The following is a 17,239-nucleotide window of genomic DNA, read 5'->3' on the forward strand; positions in this document are numbered from 1 at the left end:
GTGTCGCACGTCATCGGAATACCCTGTCGCAGGTCATAGGCATACGTTCAGGCTGAGGCATGAGCAAACAGCGCCTCGTGATCACCGCCGTTCTTGCCGGGCAAAGCCAGTCCGACGTCGCCCGCCGCTACGGTGTCTCACAGGGCTGGATCTCGAAACTTATGACTCGCTGGCGGCTCGAGGGCGAGGCCGCGTTCGAGCCCCGATCCCGGCGCCCTCACAATAGCCCGGCTGCCACATCACCCGAGACTATCGAGCTCGTGATCGCGTTACGTCGACGACTCGACAGCGCCGGTTTGGATGCTGGTGCTGACACTATCGGCTGGCACCTGACCCACAGCCACCACATCACCCTGAACCGAGCCACGATCCACCGCATCCTCACCCGACACGGCTTGGTCGAGGCCGAACCACAGAAACGGCCGAAGAGTTCCTACCTCCATTTCGCCGCCGAGCAACCCAACGAGTGTTGGCAGTCCGACTTCACCCACTACCGCCTCAACACCGGCGATGCGCGACCGGGCGCCGATACCGAGATCATCACTTGGCTCGATGACCATTCCCGCTACGCACTGCACCTCTCCGCACACCACCGCGTGACCGCCGCGATCGTGCTGAACACGTTCACCCAGACCGCTCAGAAGCACGGTTATCCCGCATCAACCTTGACCGATAACGGAATGGTTTACACCGTGCGCCTGGCCGGCGGCAAGAACAGTGGCGGCCGCACGAGCCTAGAAAACGAACTCTTCCGCCGCGGGATCATCCAGAAGAACGGCTCGCCCCATCACCCGCAAACGCAAGGCAAAGTCGAACGCTTCCAACAAACCCTGAAGAAATGGTTGCGAGCCCAACCTCAGCAACCAACCATGCTCACCGAGCTGCAACTACTGCTGGACAAGTTCGCAGACGAATACAACCAGCGTCGGCCACACCGATCACTGGAGCACCGTTCAACACCTGCGGCGGCCTACACAACCAGCATCAAAGCCACACCCAGCAACACACCACGCGATGATTCTCACCACCGGGTTCGTCACGACCGGATCGACAAATCTGGCACCGTCAGCCTTCGCGTTGCCGGCCACCTGCGCCACATCGGCGTCGGCCGAACCCACGCCGGAACCCACGTGACCCTGCTCATCCAAGAACTCGACGTCACCATCATCAACGCTGCCACTGGAGAGATTCTGCGGGAGCTCATGATTGACCTCAGTCGCGACTATCAACCCGTCGGCACAAAAAAATAGTCCGAACCCACAAAACGTGGGTTCGGACTATTCCGATGTCTTGCGACATCACATTGTCGGGGTAGCGGGATTTGAACCCACGACCTCTTCGTCCCGAACGAAGCGCGCTACCAAGCTGCGCCACACCCCGATCATCCGTCACTTGCGTGACGAACAAATCAAGAATAGCCGATATCTCCGGCGGTGAGAGTCACTACGACCGCTTCGGGCTTGCAGGCGAAGCGAACGGGGGCATAAATCGATGTTCCGAGGCCCGCACTGACGTTCAAGAATGCGGCGCGACGCAGGTGATGCCAGATGCTAAGCCCACTCGCTTGTTCGCGCGGAATGTCACAATTCGCGACTAGCGCCGCTGCCATGCCGGGAACTCGAACTTGGCCGCCGTGGGTGTGCCCGGCAAAGATCGCGTCTGCACCATTCGTGACGAGCGCATCAAGCACACGACGGTATGGCGCGTGTGTCACGCCGATCGCGACAGTTTCGGGGCCGTACGGGTCATCCGCCCAGCCAACGTTCTCGCGCATTTCTTCGACATTGGCGGGAAGGCGATCTAGTCGGTCCCAACCACGATGAGCATCAGCGGTGCCGAAGAGCTCGAGTCGGGATCCTCGCAGTTCGAGGGCACGCGCGTGGTTATTGAGCGACAACCAGCCGAGCTCGTCTTCAAAGAAAGTATTGAGGGCATCCGTGTCGAGATGTTCAACCGGACGGTGCCCCGAGGAGGGTCCAGTGAAGTAGGTGAAGGGGTTCTTGAACTGCGGACCGTAATAGTCGTTTGAGCCGTGCACGAAGACACCAGGGGTGCCTTCGAAAGGCTCGAAGGCACGCTTGATGCCGACGATGCCGTCGGTGTGCCCGAGATTGTCTCCCGTGTTGATAACAAGGTCAGGTTCGTACAAAGCGAGCGCGCGCACCCAGTCTTGCTTGCGGGTTTGCCACGGTGCCATGTGGAGATCAGAGATGTGTAGCACCGTAATATCGCGGGCACTCGGATCGAGGATCGGCAGAGTCTCATGCCGCACGGTGAACGCATTCCGTTCTACCAAGGCCCCCCACGCAAACGCGGCGACCCCAGCCGCAGCTACCGCACCGAGTGCGGTAGCTGCGGGGGAGACATGGTTACTCACGGACACGGAGTGGACTGAGCCACCGTCAGTGTCACGGCGGTGCTCGTTTTCGCGAAGGTGCCCGGGGACGGGTTCGACGCGGTGACCTTTCCGTCCTTGGGATCGGTGGGCATGACCTCTTCACAGGCCTGACTCACGTTGTTGAATCCGGCGCCGTTGAGGATGCCCTGAGCTGTTGCGAAGTCATTCGACTGGCCATCGCCTACGGCATCCGGAATTTTGATCTTGTTTCCCTTGCTCGTATAGACCGTAACGGTCGCACCAGCAGCCGATTGAGTGCCGGCCGCAGGGCTGGTCTTGACGACCTGACCCGCGGGCAATTCGGAGTCGACTCCACCGCCGTCGGCGAAGTTGAAGCCGAGGCTTACGAGCACCGACTTGGCCTGCTCTAGCGTTTGCAGGGTGAGGTCGGGCACTTCAGTTCCCGCGCCAGTGAGCAGCTTCGAATCGGGCTCGGGCAAAGCACCACCCGGGTATTTGATGTTGAGAGCAGTGTCAGTTGCTCGGGTGATGTAGTGACGGAGTCGATAGCCCTGAACATCGGCGTAGGAGACCTGACTGATGTCTTGGAATCCGGAAATGTTGCCGACCCACGTTGCCGTGCCATAGCGGGTTGTTCCGCTTGCCATCCACGTGTGAACGGCGCCGTCAGTCGTTCCGGTCTTACCGAAGATCGGGATACCGTCGTTGGGGTCCGAGTACGCAGCGTTTCCGCGGTTGAGCACTTCCTTCAGCACATACGCGGTGGTTGCCGCGACCTCAGGAGAAATCGCCTGGCGGCAGTTTTTCTCTTGCCCGCCGAGGTCATTGTTGCCAGCATCGATGGCCTTATCGATGATGATCGGCTCGCACCAGAGGCCGCCAGCACCGATCGCGGCATAAGCGGACGCCATGCTGAGCGGCGTCACGTCGTTGGTGCCGATGATGGATGACGGGAAGCTCTGAAGTTCGTCGCCGTCGGCCCGCTCGACGCCCATGCTTGCTGCAACATTGCGGATGTTGCAGAGGTCGAGCTGGGTGGCCATTGAGAAGAAAATACCGTTGATCGACTCTGCGGTGCCTTCGGCGACCGAGTAGATACCTCGTTCGTTAGCGTTGTTGCCGAACTTGACAACTCCGCCGTAGGGACCGTTGCAACTGTCTGTGAACTTGGAGCCGGGGATGTCTCGAGCTGTACCTTCGAGGCGCTCGTTGATTCCCTTGCCCTGATTGAGCCACTCAATAAGGGTGAACACCTTGTAGGTCGAGCCGGGCTGGAATCCGCTCGAGCCGCCGTAGTTGTAGCTCGTGTTGTAGTTGACGGCGGTACTTTCAACTCCGCCGCCATCCGCGGTGTCATTGAAGAGCTTGTTCTCCGCCATCACGAGTACTCGCCCGGTCCCTGACTCCACCGTGGAGGTGGCACTTCCGAGCTGGAAAGCGGTTTCTGTGTTGGGAGCGTACGTCCACGTGGCTTTCTGTGATGGAATCTGAGCATCAAGGTCGAGGGTGGTGTAGAGCTTGTATCCGCCCTGTTTCCAATTCTCGTTGCGCTCATCTTTCGTTGCGCCAAGGAACTCGAAGTCAGGAACGCTTTTGACGACGTAGTCGCAGAACCATTTCGCGTAAGTGTTTGCGGCGATGCACCCGTTGTTGGGAGCAGAGGGAACCACCGTTTCCTCATCGACAGGGATGGCGACGGCCGCGTCGTACTGCTCTTGATCGATTGCCCCGACATCGAGCATGGCGTAAAGAATCACATCTCGGCGGTCTTTGTTGGCCTCGAAGTTTTCAGGATCAGAGAGATTGCGCGTGCTGGGCTTTTGCACAATGGCCACGAGGCTAGCGGCCTGCTCAAGGCTCAAATCTCTGGCATCAACGCTGTAATAACGCTGTGCTGCGGCTTGAATGCCGTAGGTCGCGTTTCCAAAGTTAGCAATATTGAGATACGCGGTGAGAATTTCTTTCTTCGTGTATCGCTTCTCGAGGCCGATCGCGAGCTTCATTTCTTTGAGCTTGCGGTCCATGGTTTCTCGAGTGGCGTCTTCGAAAGCGGCCTTGCGCTCGTCTTCATTGGGCAGAGACTCTGCTTTAGAGATGAAGGTGTTCTTGACTAGCTGCATCGTGAGGGTGGATGCACCACTCTCGATTCCCGAGGAGACGACGTTGCCGACTGCTGCTCGAACGAGCGAAGTGAGGTCGACGCCACCGTGTTCAAAGAAACGGCGGTCTTCACCAGCGACTACCGCATCGATTGCGAACTGAGAGATGTCGTTGTAGCCGACCTCTTGGCGGTTTTGGTCGTAAATTGTAGCGATCTGGTAGTAGCCGTCGACGCTTCCTCTGCCTGTGTATTTCGCATAGATCGCATTGCGTTCGGGCTGCTGGCCGATCTCGAGGTAATCAGGCAATCCATCGAAGATGCCGATGGTGCTGGAAGCGGTGATGCCGGTGACGGCGAGCGCGGGCGCAACCATGGCGGTAACGAGCACGCCGGAGAGCGCGCTGAAGCCGATCAATCCGGCTACAGCCGAGACGATGCCGCGACGCGGAGTTTTTAGGGCAGACATATGATCAACAGTAGGGGATTATTGATAACGCAATGCTGAACGGGAGCCGCAAAAATGCCCAACTGGGAGTACCTGACTACACCGCTGATGGTGCACAATTCCACCGCCATCCTCAATAACTGGGGTTCTGAGGGGTGGGAACTTGTGCAGGTGGGCACCGGCCCTGAAGGGGGACCGGTCGCTTATTTCAAACGGATCAAGGAAGAGAGCAAGTAATGTCGCAGCTCGATGAACGGCTCGCAGAGTTGGGACTGAGCGTCCCCGAGACCTCAAAACCGCTCGCTGCCTATTTGCCAGCAATGGTGTCGGGAAACCTCGTGTACACGGCGGGCCAGCTTCCGATGGTCGACGGCGTGCTTCCTGCCACAGGCAAGGTCGGGGCTGAAGTGGATGCTGCTGCAGCCCACGAATACGCCAAGACGTGTGTGTTGAATGGCCTTGCTGCAGCGAAGGGTGCGATTGGATCTCTCGACCGCATCACGCGCGTAGTGAAAGTCGTCGGCTTTGTTGCGTCTGACCCCAGTTTTACGGGCCAGCCCGGCGTCATCAATGGAGCTTCGGAACTTCTCGTGGAGATTTTCGGCGAAACCGGGAAGCATGCTCGCAGCGCCGTTGGCGTTGCTGTATTGCCTCTCGACGCTCCGGTTGAAGTCGAGTTCGTTTTCGAGTTCGCGTGATCGAAGTGTGGTACCCCGGCCAGGCCGGGGAGAACGCGCCGCTGCGCCCGCTAGATCTTGGCCAGTGGGATGCGAAGCACCGCGGAGTCACGCTTCAGGCACGCCGCCTGGTTCAAGACAGCCGAGAAGCGGGCGCGGATGACGTGTTCGTGGCGATTGGAACGAGTGCGTCGTCGGCGCTGCCATACATCGACGCGGCGCTCGCCCAGGGTGCTGTCGCGGTGCTCGTCGACGCGAAAGCGGCCGAGGGCGTTGCACTGGATGAGCGGGTGTACGCGATCGCGGACCTGCGCGACATCATCGGCGTTCGGGCAGATGCCTTTCTCGGGCATCCGTCTGCAGCGATGGCAATGGTGGGCATCACGGGGACCAACGGCAAGACATCGACCGCACATTTGCTCACTCAGGCGTGGGCGCGACTTGGCACGAGTTCGGCCACGATTGGCACTCTCGGTGCTGGCATTACCGGTGAGCGTCGCATCAACATGGGGATGACGACTCCGCAAGTCACTGCAGTTCACCAATTCTTGGACGACTTCAGCCGTGCTGGCGTCACGAATGTTGCCATGGAAGTCAGCTCCCATGCGCTCGAACAGCGTCGCGTCGATGGTGTCGAGTTCGACATCGTGGCGTTCACGAACTTTACGCGCGATCACCTCGACTATCACGGCTCGATGGAGGAATACGCAGCGCAGAAGGCGAAGATTTTCACGCTTCCCGGCGTGACAACCGCGCTGCTCAACCTGGATGATGCTGCGGCGCTCGACCACTTCCACAACACCGTTCCGGCGGCCATGCGCGCCATCGGAATGACCTCCCACGGTCACGCCGAGGCGAGCGTGCGCGCCGACAACGTGCAACTCACGACCGAAGGACTCGAGTTCGATCTCGTGATCGACGGCGAAAGCAACCACGTGTCGAGCGGACTGATTGGTCGCTTCAACGTCGACAACCTGCTTACTTGCGCAGCAGTGCTGTGGGCTCAAGGAGTTGAGCCGCGAGCGATCGCCGAGGTATTGGAACCGCTCGAGCCGGTGCTGGGTCGCATGACCCGCATCCGTGAAAATGACCAACTTCCGTTGGTCGTTGTGGATGCTGGGCACACGCCTGATGCAGTGCGTCAGGCCGTGACGGCTCTGCGCGAGTCGGGCCACACCCGCATCGTGACAGTGTTCGGGGCAACGGGCGACCGCGACCCGGGCAAGCGGCCCGAAATGGCGCGGATTGTCGAGAGCGGTTCCGACCTTATTGTGGTCACCGATGATGACGTGCATAACGAGGATGGCGATCAGATCGTGGCGCACATTCGGGCGGGCTTCGAGCATCCTGAACGGGTAGTCGAAATTCGTGACCGTGCGACTGCGATCGCCTACGCGATCGATGCTGCGAATCCGGATGACGTGGTGCTCTTGCAGGGCAAGGGTCACGAACCGTACCAAATCATCGGCGATGAGCGCGTGCCGTTCAGCGATCTTGATACGGCAATTCGCTTGCTCAAGGAGCGCGCGAAGTAGCGGAAACTCAGTGCGCAATTTATAACAAAGGCCGGGCCCAACGCGACCCGGCCTTTGTTATTGCTCCGCGGAGTTAGTTGAGCTTGTCCGAGATGATTTGCATCACTGTCGTGTCGGCGAGCGTTGTCGTATCCCCGATCTCACGACCCTCTGCAACATCCTGAAGCAGTCGACGCATGATCTTGCCCGAACGCGTTTTGGGCAGCTCGGCGACGATAAAGATCTCGCGTGGGCGGGCGATCGCACCGATTTCTTTCGCGACGTGTTGACGAAGTAGCGCGCTTGCTTCGGCAGCGGTTTGCGCGTGCTCCTGATTCGACTTGATGATGACGAAGGCGACGACGGCTTGGCCCGTTGCTTCATCCGCTGCCCCCACCACTGCGGCTTCTGCGACGATCGGGTTAGAGACGAGAGCGGACTCGATTTCCGTAGTCGACAGGCGGTGCCCGGAGACATTCATAACGTCGTCGACCCGGCCAAGCAGCCAAATGTCACCATCCTCGTCAACATGGGCTCCGTCGCCCGCGAAATACTTGGGCGTATCGAGGTGCTCGAACTTCGACCAGTAGGTTTCCTTGAAACGCTCAGGGTCGCCCCAAATGCCGCGCAGCATCGCTGGCCACGGTTCAGACACCACGAGCAGTCCGCCGTTGGGCGGATCAACACGAGTGCCATCCTCACCGAGGATGTCGATCTTGATTCCGGGAATTGGCACTTGCGCCGAACCCGGCTTGAGCGTCGTGAGCCCCGGCAGTGCGGACACCATGATCGCGCCCGTCTCGGTCTGCCACCACGTGTCGACGATCGGTGCGGAACCGCCACCGATCACATCGCGGTACCAAATCCAGGCCTCAGGGTTGATGGGCTCGCCCACCGAACCAAGCACGCGAATCGAGCTCAGATCGTACTGCTCCGGAATCTGACGCCCCGCCTTCATGAAGGAACGGATAGCCGTCGGCGCCGTGTAAAAAATGCTCACGCCAAACTTCTGGATGATCTCCCACCAGCGGCCGGGGTTCGGGGCATCGGGGGTGCCCTCGTAGAGCACTTGCGTTGCACCGTTAGCGAGAGGACCGTAGGTCACGTACGTGTGGCCGGTGATCCAACCGACGTCTGCCGTGCACCAGTACACGTCAGTTTCTGGCTTGAGGTCGAAGACGTTCTTATGCGTGAACGCCGCCTGCGTGAGGTAGCCACCACTCGTGTGGAGGATGCCCTTCGGCTTGCCCGTCGTGCCCGAGGTGTAGAGCACAAAGAGCGGGTTCTCGGCGGGGAACGCCTGTGCCTCATGCTCGGGCTCCGCTGCCTCAATCTGATCGTGCCACCACAGATCGCGACCCTCGGTCCACTCGACTTCGTTGTCGCCGCGCTTGACGACCAACACATTCGTGACGCTGGATTCCCCGTTGGCGAGTGCGGCATCCACTGCCGCTTTGAGGGGGAAGACTTTGCCTTTGCGCCAGCCGCCGTCGGCTGTGACGACAAGCTTGGCGCTCGCGTCGTCGATGCGGCTGCGGAGGCTTTCGGCGCTAAATCCGCCGAAGACGACGGAGTGAGCGGCCCCTAGTCGCACAGTGGCGAGCATCGCGATGATGGCTTCGGGCACGAGGGGCATGTAGATCGCGACGACATCGCCCTGCGTGACGCCAAGAGCGGCCATAGCGTTCGCGGCACGCTTGACCTCTGCTGTCAGTTCCGCATAGGTGATGCTGCGGCTGTCGCCTGGCTCGCCCTCCCAGTGGATCGCGACACGGTCGCCATTGCCTGCGAGAACGTGCCGGTCGAGGCAGTTGTAGGCCACGTTGAGCTCGCCATCGGCGAACCATTTAGCGAAGGGCGGGGTAGACCAATCTAGGGTTTCGGTGAATGGCTTGTGCCAGTGGATGTACTCCCGAGCTTTATCGGCCCAGAACTCCACACGGTCCTCTTTTGCTGAGGAGTAGAGGTCGGCGCTCGCCTCCGAGGCAGCAGAAAAGGCCTCTGACGGGGCAAAACGGCGAGATTCGTGCAGGAGACTGTCGATTGAATTGCTGGGCATTTGATCCTCTTCGATCGTGTGATGACGTTTCTTGATCACGTGCTTTCTGAAAGTATTCCACCGATTCTAGAACCTCCATTGCGGGCACATAGCGTTGCGTTACACTGAAAGTCGCTGGGCGCAAGTTCAGCAAGCGGCCAATACGATTCCCCCCAATCGTCGGCCGCTGCGGCGGCGCCCTTTCCCCCCACTGGGCGCCGCCCCTCTCTCTTTAACGGGACCTCTCCCTCTTGTCTCTTTAACGAGACCCCTCCCTCTTGAGCGAGACATTGTTGGCGTGTGCTGGCTGAGAGTTTGGGGTTGTGCGCTCCCAGTGTTTTGTGCACAAAGTATTTGTATGCAAAGCTATTTCTATGGATGACACACAGAGCACGAAAGAGAAGGCACCCTCAGCCCTCGACAGCATGCTCTGCTTCGGGCTTTATGCCGCAGCGAGGGCCACCAATCGCCGCTACACTGCGCTCCTCGCCCCGTGGTCACTCACCTACCCGCAGTACTTAGTGCTCATCGTGTTGTGGGAGCGACAGTCTCTGACCGTGAGCGAGCTCGCAGACAAGCTCATGCTCGATTTGGGCACGACGTCCCCGCTGGTCAAGCGGCTCGAAGACCGCGGTTTCGTGTCGCGAGTGCGTTCCGTTTCCGACGAGCGCCGAGTGGTTGTCACGGTCACCGATCTCGGGCTGGGCCTGCACGAGCAATTGGCGCACATCCCCAGGTGCATCGCCGAAGCCACAAACATCACCATCCCCGAATTTACGTCGACGCTCTCGACGCTGCATCACGTCACCTCGAACCTCTCCAACGCACCCGCTGTTGGAGTTAATGTCATCGAAAGGCAGAACTAATGGACGCCCTTTACACTGCAGAAGCTCTCTCGACCGGCGCTGGCCGTAACGGCCACGTCACCACCACATCCGGCACCGTCGACCTCGATCTGGCTACCCCCAAGGCGATGGGTGGCTCGGGCAACGGGGGCAACCCAGAAGAGTTGTTCGCCGCCGGCTACGCCGCGTGCTTCCACTCGGCGCTTCAGCTTGTGGCCCGCACAAAGAAGATTGCCATCGAGCACTCGTCAGTGGGCAGTGCCGTGCACTTGCTTCCCACCGACGACGGCGGTTTCAAGCTCGCCGTCGAGCTCGAGGTGATCATTCCGAACCTCGCACAGGATGAAGCACAAGCCCTCGCGGATGCTGCCCACCAGGTCTGCCCGTACTCCAACGCCACGCGCGGCAATATCGACGTCACCATCACCGTCGCTCAGGACTAGTCGGCCCTGAACTTAGTGTGATGCGAAGCACTCCTCCTCCCCAACGGCGAGGGGGAGTGCTTCGTTCGTTCGGGAGGGGAGTGACGTTCGCCGGCGCCGCAGCAGTGCCTAGCGTGGCTGCGTGACTGACACTTCGCGCTCCTCCGACCCTGTCCCTTTTGTCGCTCGCCGGTTGCTCACCGCCGAACCCGGAGTTCCTCGCCACCCTCGTGCGAAAAACAGCGGGAGTCCCGGCGCCGAGTCATCGCCTGCTGCGGCCGCTCCATCCGCTCCCGTATCGGCCGCGAACTCCCTGCACGACTTCGGACCGCTCGCACCCTATGTCGGTCGCCCCAACACCACCGATGTCTTCGTCAACGGTGCCCACCATGTCTGGATCGACCGCGGAGCCGGGCTCGAACCCGCCGGCGACGTCGGGATGACCGAAGCCGACCTGCGGGCGCTCGCCGTTCGCCTCATCAACCTCGGTGGCAGGCACATTGACGAAGCAACACCGTGCGTGGATGTTCGGCTCGCCGGTGGGGTGCGCGTGCACGCCGTGCTGCCCCCGATCTCCTCCACGGGCACATTGCTCTCCATCCGGGTGCCCAGTCGAGAACCTTTCGGGCTCAAGGAACTCGACTTCGCTGGCTTCTTCAACGACGTGCCGCTCGAGCGCATTCAGACACTCATCGAACAGCGCGAGAACGTGCTTATCTCTGGCGCTTCAGGAGCAGGCAAAACAACCTTCCTGGGCGCTTTCCTCGCCGCAGCATCCGCAACAGAACGTATCGTCGCCATAGAAGACGTCGCGGAACTCCGCGTCGAGCACCCCCACTTCGTCTCGCTTGAAGCTCGTCAAGCAAACCTCGAAGGTGCCGGAGGTTACGGGCTGCCCGCCCTCGTGCGCGAGGCGCTCCGCATGCGCCCTGACCGCCTCGTCGTCGGCGAGTGTCGCGGAGCAGAAATTCGCGAACTCCTCAGTGCCCTCAACACCGGCCACGACGGTGGCGCCGGAACCCTGCACGCCAACTCCCTGCGCGACGTCCCCAGTCGGCTCGAAGCCCTCGGAGCGCTCGCCGGACTCGATGCCACCGCCATCGCACGCCAAGCGGTCAGCGCCATCGGAGCCGTACTCCACATCGACCGCGTCGACGGCCGCCGCAGGCTCACCCACCTCGGCCACCTCGAACTCGACGACAACGACCGCCTCACCATCGCCGAAACCGAATGAAAACGCCACCGAGTCAACTGCCCGACGTTGCCAGCACCACCCAACGTCTTGCCGTACTGCTGCACGCAGGCCTGACTCCCACTTCGGCATGGCGGCACGTCGCGCGCGGCAAAGCCAAGAACAGCATTGCCGCGGCGGTAGCGGTGGAAAGCAGTGAATCAGCAGGCGCACCAGAACGGATCTATCGGGCATCCGCCGACCTGCCGCTACTAGACAGGCAGGCGTGGAACTCACTCGCGGCAGCCTGGTTCGTTGCCGGGCAAGTCGGGGCTCCGTTAGCCAGCGCGCTGCGTACCCACGCGCGCGCTTTGCGGATGCTCGTGCACATCCAGCGCGAAGTGGCCACCGCCTTAGCCGCCCCCGTCTCAACCGCGCGCATGGTTCTCGCGCTGCCCGCAATCGGCCTCCTCTTTGGAGCGCTTCTCGGGTTCGACACCCTCGGGGTGCTCTTCACCACCCCGATCGGCTGGGGCTGCATTGTGGTTGGCGGTGCCTTGATTCTCGTGGCCGTGCGGTGGAACCGGCGACTCGTGCGCTCGGCGACGCCCACGCGGGCAGCGCCGGGGCTCGAGTGCGAACTCATGGCGGTTGCGGTTTCAGGTGGCGGCTCGCTCGTGCACGCCCGCGACATAGTCTCCTTGGCACTCGAGCGCTTCGAGTTGCCCGGTGATGGCGACCATCTCGACGAAGTCCTGCAGCTCTCTCACGACGCAGGCGTGCCCGCTGCCGAGCTCTTGCAGGCCGAAGCCGATGAGCTGCGACTTCACGCCGATGCGGATGCCCGGGCTGCCGCCGCCGCGCTCTCCGTGCACCTCATGCTCCCGCTTGGGCTGTGCGTGCTGCCCGCCTTCATGGTGCTCGGAGTGCTGCCGCTCATGGTCGCGGTCATCTCATCCACCGTTGAGGGGTTCTGACCGTGTTCCACACATTAGACGCGGCTGGCCCGCCTGAGGCGGGCTATCGGCAGGCTGGAAGCACTCGGCCGCAGACTGCGCGAAAGCGCGTGAAGGAGTACCCCATGAATGATCCGTACCTCGTTCCCTTGCCGACTCTCACACCGGGCCGTGTCCGTCGCCACCATTTCTTGGGGGATAAGGGGCCGGCGATGCGAGCGCGGCAGGCTCGCTCGTTCGTTCGCGGCCGACTGCGCTCCGAACGCGGTGCAGCAACCGCCGAGTACGCCATCACGACCCTTGCGGCGGTGGGCTTCGCCGGACTGCTCGTGGTCGTGTTGCGCTCCGGCGAAGTACGCGGAATGCTCACCGACATCGTTCGCAGTGCACTCTCCATCCCCGCGTGAGGACGTGCCAAATCGACGGCCCGCGTCACTGCTGATCAACGAGCGTGGCAGCGTTACCGCAGAATTTGCGCTGGCGCTGCCCGCCGTTGCTCTCGTACTCGTGTGTTGCCTCAGCGGCGTGCAACTCGCCGGGCTGCAAGTCCGCCTGCAGGATGCGGCAGCCGCGTCGGCGCGGAGCCTCGCTCGAGACGAAAGCCCCGGAACCGTCGCGGCAACCGCATCCGCCCTCGTCGCTTCTGCCCAGCTCAGTTCCTATCAGCGCGACAACCTTGTATGCGCCACTGTCAGGGCTCCCGCGCGCAATGCGCTGCTCGGGCTGTTGCCAATCACTCTCAGCGCCAGCAGTTGCGCACTCGCGGGCGGCAAGTAATGGGCGCAAGGCAAGCGCACGCAAGGGTGCTGGTGTGTAAATGGCGCGAGCTACTGCGAGAGCAACGTGGTGCGGGAACACTCCTGATGGTCGGTCTCGTTGCCACCGTGATTGCGATCGCCGCACTCGTCATTCCTCTTTACTGGGCGCTCAGCGTTCGCCACGCGCTGTCTGCTGCCACCGATGCCGCGGCTCTCGCCGCCGCCGATACCGCCAGTGGCCTGGTCGGCGGCTACCCGTGCGAGAACGCCGCACTGCTCGCACGCGTAAATGACGCCCATATAGAGGAGTGCACAGTAGATGGGCGTATCGTGACAGTTACCGCAAGTCGCCGCATCCTCGGCATACTGGTCACAACGAGCGCGACAGCAGGCCCACCCCCAACCGGGGCGGATTAGGCAACTGAGCGGTCGGTGTGTGTATTGTGTCGCTGACAGTGGCGCTGCCACCGGTCTAGTGCGTCATCATTCAAGGAGTCCCGTGTCTGGCACCAAAAAGCTTGTCATCGTTGAGTCGCCCACCAAGGCCAAAACGATCTCAAAGTACCTCGGTGACGACTACGACGTGCTGTCCTCCGTCGGCCACATCCGTGACCTCGTCGAACCGCGCAACCTGCCGCCCGAACTCAAAAGGGGATCCCTCGGCAAGTTCTCCGTCGACGTCGAAAACGGCTTTGAGCCCTACTACGTCGTCTCCGACGCCAAAAAGAAAACGGTCAGCGAACTCAAGAAAGCACTCAGCGGGGCCAACGAGCTCTACCTCGCAACTGATGAGGACCGCGAAGGAGAAGCCATCGCGTGGCACCTCCTTCAAGTGCTGAAACCCAAAGTTCCCGTCAAGCGCATGGTGTTCCACGAGATCACCGAAGACGCCATCGAAGCGGCCATCAACAACACCCGCGACGTCGACACCGCCCTCGTTGACGCTCAAGAAACCCGCCGCATCCTCGACCGTCTCTACGGCTACGAAATCTCCCCAGTGCTCTGGCGCAAAGTCGGCCCCGGACTCTCGGCAGGCCGCGTGCAGTCCGCCGCAACCCGCCTCGTCGTCGAACGCGAACGCGAACGCCTCGCCTTCATCACCGCCAACTACTGGGACCTCATCGCCCAGCTCTCGCCCGACACCGAAACCAACGGCTTCGAATCAAAGCTCGTTCGCCTCGACGGCAAGCGTGTCGCTGCTGGTCGCGACTTCGATGACCGCGGAAACCTCAAAGGCGACGCGGTAGCCCTCGACGAAAAAGCCGCTCACACCCTCGCAGACGCCCTGCGGATGCCGAGCACCACCATCACCGTAAAAACGGTCGAAACCAAGCCATACACTCGTCGCCCCGCAGCACCCTTCACCACCTCAACGCTGCAGCAGGAGGCGGGCCGCAAGCTGCGCTACTCCGCCCGCCAAACCATGAGCGTTGCACAATCGCTCTACGAAAACGGTTACATCACCTACATGCGAACCGACTCCTCGTCGCTTTCGCAGCAAGCCATCACCGCCGCTCGCACTCAAGCTGTCGCGCTCTACGGTGCCGATGCCGTGCCAGACAAGCCGCGCGTTTACGCGAGCAAAAGCAAGAACGCTCAAGAAGCCCACGAAGCTATTCGTCCCTCGGGCGACACCTTCCGCACGCCGAGCGAACTGCAGTCCACGCTGCGCGGAAACGACTTCAAGCTCTACGAACTCATCTGGAAGCGCACCGTCGCTTCTCAAATGGCAGACGCGAAGGGGTCAACGGCATCCATCACGATCGCTGCCGGTGAAGCTCCCGTTGCCGAATTCTCGGCCAGCGGAACCATCATCACCTTCCGCGGTTTCATGCAGGCCTACGAAGAGGGCCAAGACGAAGAGCGCAACGCCACGGCAGAGCCCAAAGAGGCGAAGCTCCCTCCTCTCAAGGAAGGGCAGACGCTCACACTGCTCGACCTTGAGGCCAAAGGCCACGAGACCAGCCCGCCCCCGCGCTACACCGAAGCCAGCCTCGTCAAGAAGCTCGAAGAGCTCGGCATCGGTCGTCCGTCAACATACGCGTCGATCATCTCCACGATCATCGACCGCGGTTACATCACCCCACGCGGCCAGGCACTCGTGCCTAACTGGATCGCCTTCTCGGTCATCCGTTTGCTCGAAGAATATTTCGGCGACCTCGTGCAGTACGACTTCACAGCAGGAATGGAAGACGACCTCGACCGGATCGCTGGCGGCAGCCAGAACCGTGTCGAATGGCTGCAATCGTTCTACTTTGGTGACGAAAAGTACCGGGGCCTGCGTACCGTCATCGACAACCTCGGCGAAATCGATGCCAAAGAAATCAACTCGATGAAGCTGTCGGATGACGTGACACTGCGCATCGGAAAATACGGTCCCTACCTAGAAACCCCGAGCGACGACCCCGAAAAGCCGCGTCGAGTCAACATTCCCGAAGCGCTGGCGCCCGACGAACTCACGCTCGCCAAAGCCATCGAACTGATCGACGCACCCGTCGTCGGCGACCGTGTTATCGGAGTCAACCCGGAGAACGGCAAAGAGATCGTCGCAAAGGATGGCCGTTTCGGACCCTACGTGACCGAGCTCGAACCAGAACCCGAGCCCGCTCCTGAGCCCGTCGAAGAGATCGACCCCAAGACCGGCGAAGTGAAGAAGGCCAAAAAGCCGAAAAAGGTCGCGGCGGTGAAACCGCGCACGGCATCCATCTTCAAGACCATGGATCTCGACACCGTCGACCTCGACACCGCGCTCAAGCTGCTCAGCTTGCCTCGCGTCGTAGGAGTTGACCCCGAATCTGGTGCCGAAATCACGGCACAAAACGGACGCTACGGCCCCTACCTGAAGAAAGGCACCGACACGCGCTCGCTACCGAGCGAAGATCTCATCTTCGACATCGACGTAGCGGGAGCCGTTGAGCTCTACGCCCAGCCCAAATACGGCAACCGCGCAGCATCCAGTGCTCTCAAGGAGTTTGACGCTGACCCAGTGAGCGAAAAACCGATCAAGATCAAGGATGGTCGCTTCGGTGCCTACGTGACCGATGGCACCACCAACGCCACCATCCCCCGCGGCGAAACCGTCGAAGATATCGACTTCGAGCGTGCCGTGCAACTGCTCGCCGACAAGCGAGCCAAGGGACCGGTCAAGCGCAAGACGGCAGCCAAGAAGCCCGCCGCCAAGAAACCAGCAGCGAAGAAGCCTGCAGCGAAGACTGCGGCGGCTAAGACGACGGCAACCAAGACCACGGCAACCAAGAAGCCTGCTGCGAAGAAGCCGTCTGCGTCAAAGACTGCTGCTTCGGCGCCACCTGAAGCGCAGTAGCGTGCCTGGGCTTTTCATCACCCTCGAGGGCGGCGACGGCGCAGGCAAGACCACGCAGTCGCAGCTTCTCGTGGACTGGCTCACCGAAGCTGGCCACACCGTTGTCGTCACGCGTGAACCCGGCGGCACTGAACTCGGGCTAGAACTGCGAGAGATTGTGTTGCACCGACGCGGAGACATGGACCCGCGCGCTGAAGCGCTCATCTATGCGGCCGACCGCGCCCACCACATCGCTACCGTGGTGCGTCCGGCGCTCGAACGCGGAGACATTGTCGTACAGGATCGCTACATCGACTCTTCCGAGGCTTATCAGGGAGCCGGTCGAGTTCTCGGTGCTGACGAGGTGCGCGAGCTGTCGCTGTGGGCAACGCAGAATTTGCTGCCCGACGTGACCGTACTTCTTGACCTCGACCCTGCCGACTCCCGTAAGCGACTCGACAGCGCTCGCACCCGCTACGATCGCCTCGAAGCCGAAAAGCAAGAATTTCACACCCGAGTGCGCGATGCGTTCCTCAAGCGGGCCGCTCAAGAACCCGACCGCATTCTGGTTGTGGATGCTGCCCGCGACATCACCGAGATCGCGACAGCGATCCGTGAGCGCATCCAGAATCACCTCCCGCAACCCGCCTAG

The 17,239-nt window shown here is 61.3% G+C and carries 16 protein-coding genes and 1 tRNA gene; 13 read left to right on the plus strand and 4 right to left on the minus strand.

The annotated features are described in order from the left end of the window. Positions 1-59 precede the first annotated feature (59 nt). The gene (locus AACZ26_RS09345; protein WP_339620994.1) at positions 60-1,250 is read left to right on the plus strand and encodes an IS481 family transposase; all 1,191 of its coding nucleotides are present in this window, start codon (positions 60-62) and stop codon (positions 1,248-1,250) included. A 56-nt stretch (positions 1,251-1,306) separates the two neighbouring features. Here the strand turns inward: AACZ26_RS09345 and AACZ26_RS09350 are convergent. The 3 genes from AACZ26_RS09350 to AACZ26_RS09360 all read right to left on the minus strand — a co-directional run bounded on the left by AACZ26_RS09350 (position 1,307) and on the right by AACZ26_RS09360 (position 4,926). Continuing rightward, positions 1,307-1,380: transfer RNA gene (locus AACZ26_RS09350), tRNA-Pro, on the minus strand. A 28-nt stretch (positions 1,381-1,408) separates the two neighbouring features. Next, complete coding sequence (locus AACZ26_RS09355; RefSeq protein WP_339620996.1) at positions 1,409-2,383, minus strand: metallophosphoesterase; 975 nt, start codon at positions 2,381-2,383, stop codon at positions 1,409-1,411. Next, the gene (locus tag AACZ26_RS09360; RefSeq protein WP_339620997.1) at positions 2,374-4,926 is read right to left on the minus strand and encodes a transglycosylase domain-containing protein; all 2,553 of its coding nucleotides are present in this window, start codon (positions 4,924-4,926) and stop codon (positions 2,374-2,376) included. Before AACZ26_RS09360 ends, AACZ26_RS09355 begins: the two co-directional genes overlap by 10 nt. 54 nt (positions 4,927-4,980) lie before the next feature. Here AACZ26_RS09360 and AACZ26_RS09365 point away from each other — a divergent pair, with 54 nt between their 5' ends. Genes AACZ26_RS09365 through AACZ26_RS09375 form a run of 3 tightly spaced genes read left to right on the plus strand, consistent with a single transcriptional unit; the run spans position 4,981 to position 7,117 of the window. Further along, a complete protein-coding gene (locus tag AACZ26_RS09365) occupies positions 4,981-5,142 on the plus strand; it encodes a hypothetical protein (RefSeq protein WP_339620998.1) in 162 nt (53 codons plus the stop codon). After that, positions 5,142-5,603, plus strand: coding sequence for a RidA family protein (locus AACZ26_RS09370; RefSeq protein WP_339621001.1), 462 nt, complete (start codon positions 5,142-5,144; stop codon positions 5,601-5,603). Before AACZ26_RS09365 ends, AACZ26_RS09370 begins: the two co-directional genes overlap by 1 nt. Continuing rightward, positions 5,600-7,117, plus strand: coding sequence for a UDP-N-acetylmuramoyl-L-alanyl-D-glutamate--2,6-diaminopimelate ligase (locus AACZ26_RS09375; RefSeq protein ID WP_339621003.1), 1,518 nt, complete (start codon positions 5,600-5,602; stop codon positions 7,115-7,117). Before AACZ26_RS09370 ends, AACZ26_RS09375 begins: the two co-directional genes overlap by 4 nt. A 73-nt stretch (positions 7,118-7,190) precedes the next feature. Here the strand turns inward: AACZ26_RS09375 and acs are convergent, their stop codons facing one another. Next, a complete protein-coding gene (gene acs, locus AACZ26_RS09380) occupies positions 7,191-9,155 on the minus strand; it encodes an acetate--CoA ligase (protein ID WP_339621005.1) in 1,965 nt (654 codons plus the stop codon). Positions 9,156-9,508: 353 nt separating this feature from the next. Here acs and AACZ26_RS09385 point away from each other — a divergent pair, with 353 nt between their 5' ends. From AACZ26_RS09385 to tmk, 9 genes are all read left to right on the plus strand, one after another. Continuing rightward, positions 9,509-10,000: a MarR family transcriptional regulator gene (locus AACZ26_RS09385; RefSeq protein WP_339621006.1), complete on the plus strand. Its 492-nt coding sequence runs from the start codon at positions 9,509-9,511 to the stop codon at positions 9,998-10,000. After that, complete coding sequence (locus AACZ26_RS09390) at positions 10,000-10,422, plus strand: organic hydroperoxide resistance protein (protein ID WP_339621008.1); 423 nt, start codon at positions 10,000-10,002, stop codon at positions 10,420-10,422. Before AACZ26_RS09385 ends, AACZ26_RS09390 begins: the two co-directional genes overlap by 1 nt. A gap of 121 nt (positions 10,423-10,543) precedes the next feature. Further along, entirely contained in the window at positions 10,544-11,635 is a 1,092-nt protein-coding gene (locus AACZ26_RS09395) for a TadA family conjugal transfer-associated ATPase (protein WP_339621009.1), read from the plus strand. Further along, positions 11,632-12,549 (plus strand): type II secretion system F family protein, encoded by a 918-nt coding sequence (locus AACZ26_RS09400; protein WP_339621012.1) that lies wholly within the window; start codon positions 11,632-11,634, stop codon positions 12,547-12,549. The genes AACZ26_RS09395 and AACZ26_RS09400 overlap by 4 nt, the downstream gene beginning before the upstream one ends. A 104-nt stretch (positions 12,550-12,653) precedes the next feature. Further along, positions 12,654-12,935, plus strand: a complete 282-nt coding sequence (locus AACZ26_RS09405) for a DUF4244 domain-containing protein (RefSeq protein WP_339621014.1) — start codon at positions 12,654-12,656, stop codon at positions 12,933-12,935. 4 nt (positions 12,936-12,939) lie between these two features. Further along, positions 12,940-13,305 carry a TadE family type IV pilus minor pilin gene (locus tag AACZ26_RS09410; protein ID WP_339621016.1) on the plus strand — a complete coding sequence of 122 codons (366 nt, stop codon included), beginning with the start codon at positions 12,940-12,942 and terminating at the stop codon, positions 13,303-13,305. Between the two features lie 32 nt (positions 13,306-13,337). Beyond that, on the plus strand, positions 13,338-13,703 hold the full coding sequence (locus tag AACZ26_RS09415) for an Rv3654c family TadE-like protein (RefSeq protein ID WP_339621018.1): 366 nt from the start codon (positions 13,338-13,340) through the stop codon (positions 13,701-13,703). Between the two features lie 82 nt (positions 13,704-13,785). Beyond that, positions 13,786-16,608, plus strand: coding sequence for a type I DNA topoisomerase (gene topA, locus AACZ26_RS09420; RefSeq protein WP_339621020.1), 2,823 nt, complete (start codon positions 13,786-13,788; stop codon positions 16,606-16,608). Position 16,609: 1 nt separating this feature from the next. After that, entirely contained in the window at positions 16,610-17,239 is a 630-nt protein-coding gene (gene tmk / locus AACZ26_RS09425) for a dTMP kinase (RefSeq protein ID WP_339621022.1), read from the plus strand.

The organism is uncultured Salinibacterium sp. (assembly GCF_963974405.1).
In the GTDB taxonomy this organism is placed as follows: Bacteria; Actinomycetota; Actinomycetes; order Actinomycetales; family Microbacteriaceae; genus Rhodoglobus.

Bases quoted from the DNA above. Each gene is read 5' to 3' on its own strand.
- AACZ26_RS09360 (WP_339620997.1), bottom strand. From the start codon at position 4,926: ATGTCTGCCCTAAAAACTCCGCGTCGCGGCATCGTCTCGGCTGTAGCC.
- AACZ26_RS09390 (WP_339621008.1), top strand. From the start codon at position 10,000: ATGGACGCCCTTTACACTGCAGAAGCTCTCTCGACCGGCGCTGGCCGT.
- AACZ26_RS09370 (WP_339621001.1), top strand. From the start codon at position 5,142: ATGTCGCAGCTCGATGAACGGCTCGCAGAGTTGGGACTGAGCGTCCCC.
- AACZ26_RS09405 (WP_339621014.1), top strand. From the start codon at position 12,654: ATGAATGATCCGTACCTCGTTCCCTTGCCGACTCTCACACCGGGCCGT.
- AACZ26_RS09400 (WP_339621012.1), top strand. From the start codon at position 11,632: ATGAAAACGCCACCGAGTCAACTGCCCGACGTTGCCAGCACCACCCAA.
- AACZ26_RS09365 (WP_339620998.1), top strand. From the start codon at position 4,981: ATGCCCAACTGGGAGTACCTGACTACACCGCTGATGGTGCACAATTCC.
- AACZ26_RS09345 (WP_339620994.1), top strand. From the start codon at position 60: ATGAGCAAACAGCGCCTCGTGATCACCGCCGTTCTTGCCGGGCAAAGC.
- AACZ26_RS09385 (WP_339621006.1), top strand. From the start codon at position 9,509: ATGGATGACACACAGAGCACGAAAGAGAAGGCACCCTCAGCCCTCGAC.
- acs (WP_339621005.1), bottom strand. From the start codon at position 9,155: ATGCCCAGCAATTCAATCGACAGTCTCCTGCACGAATCTCGCCGTTTT.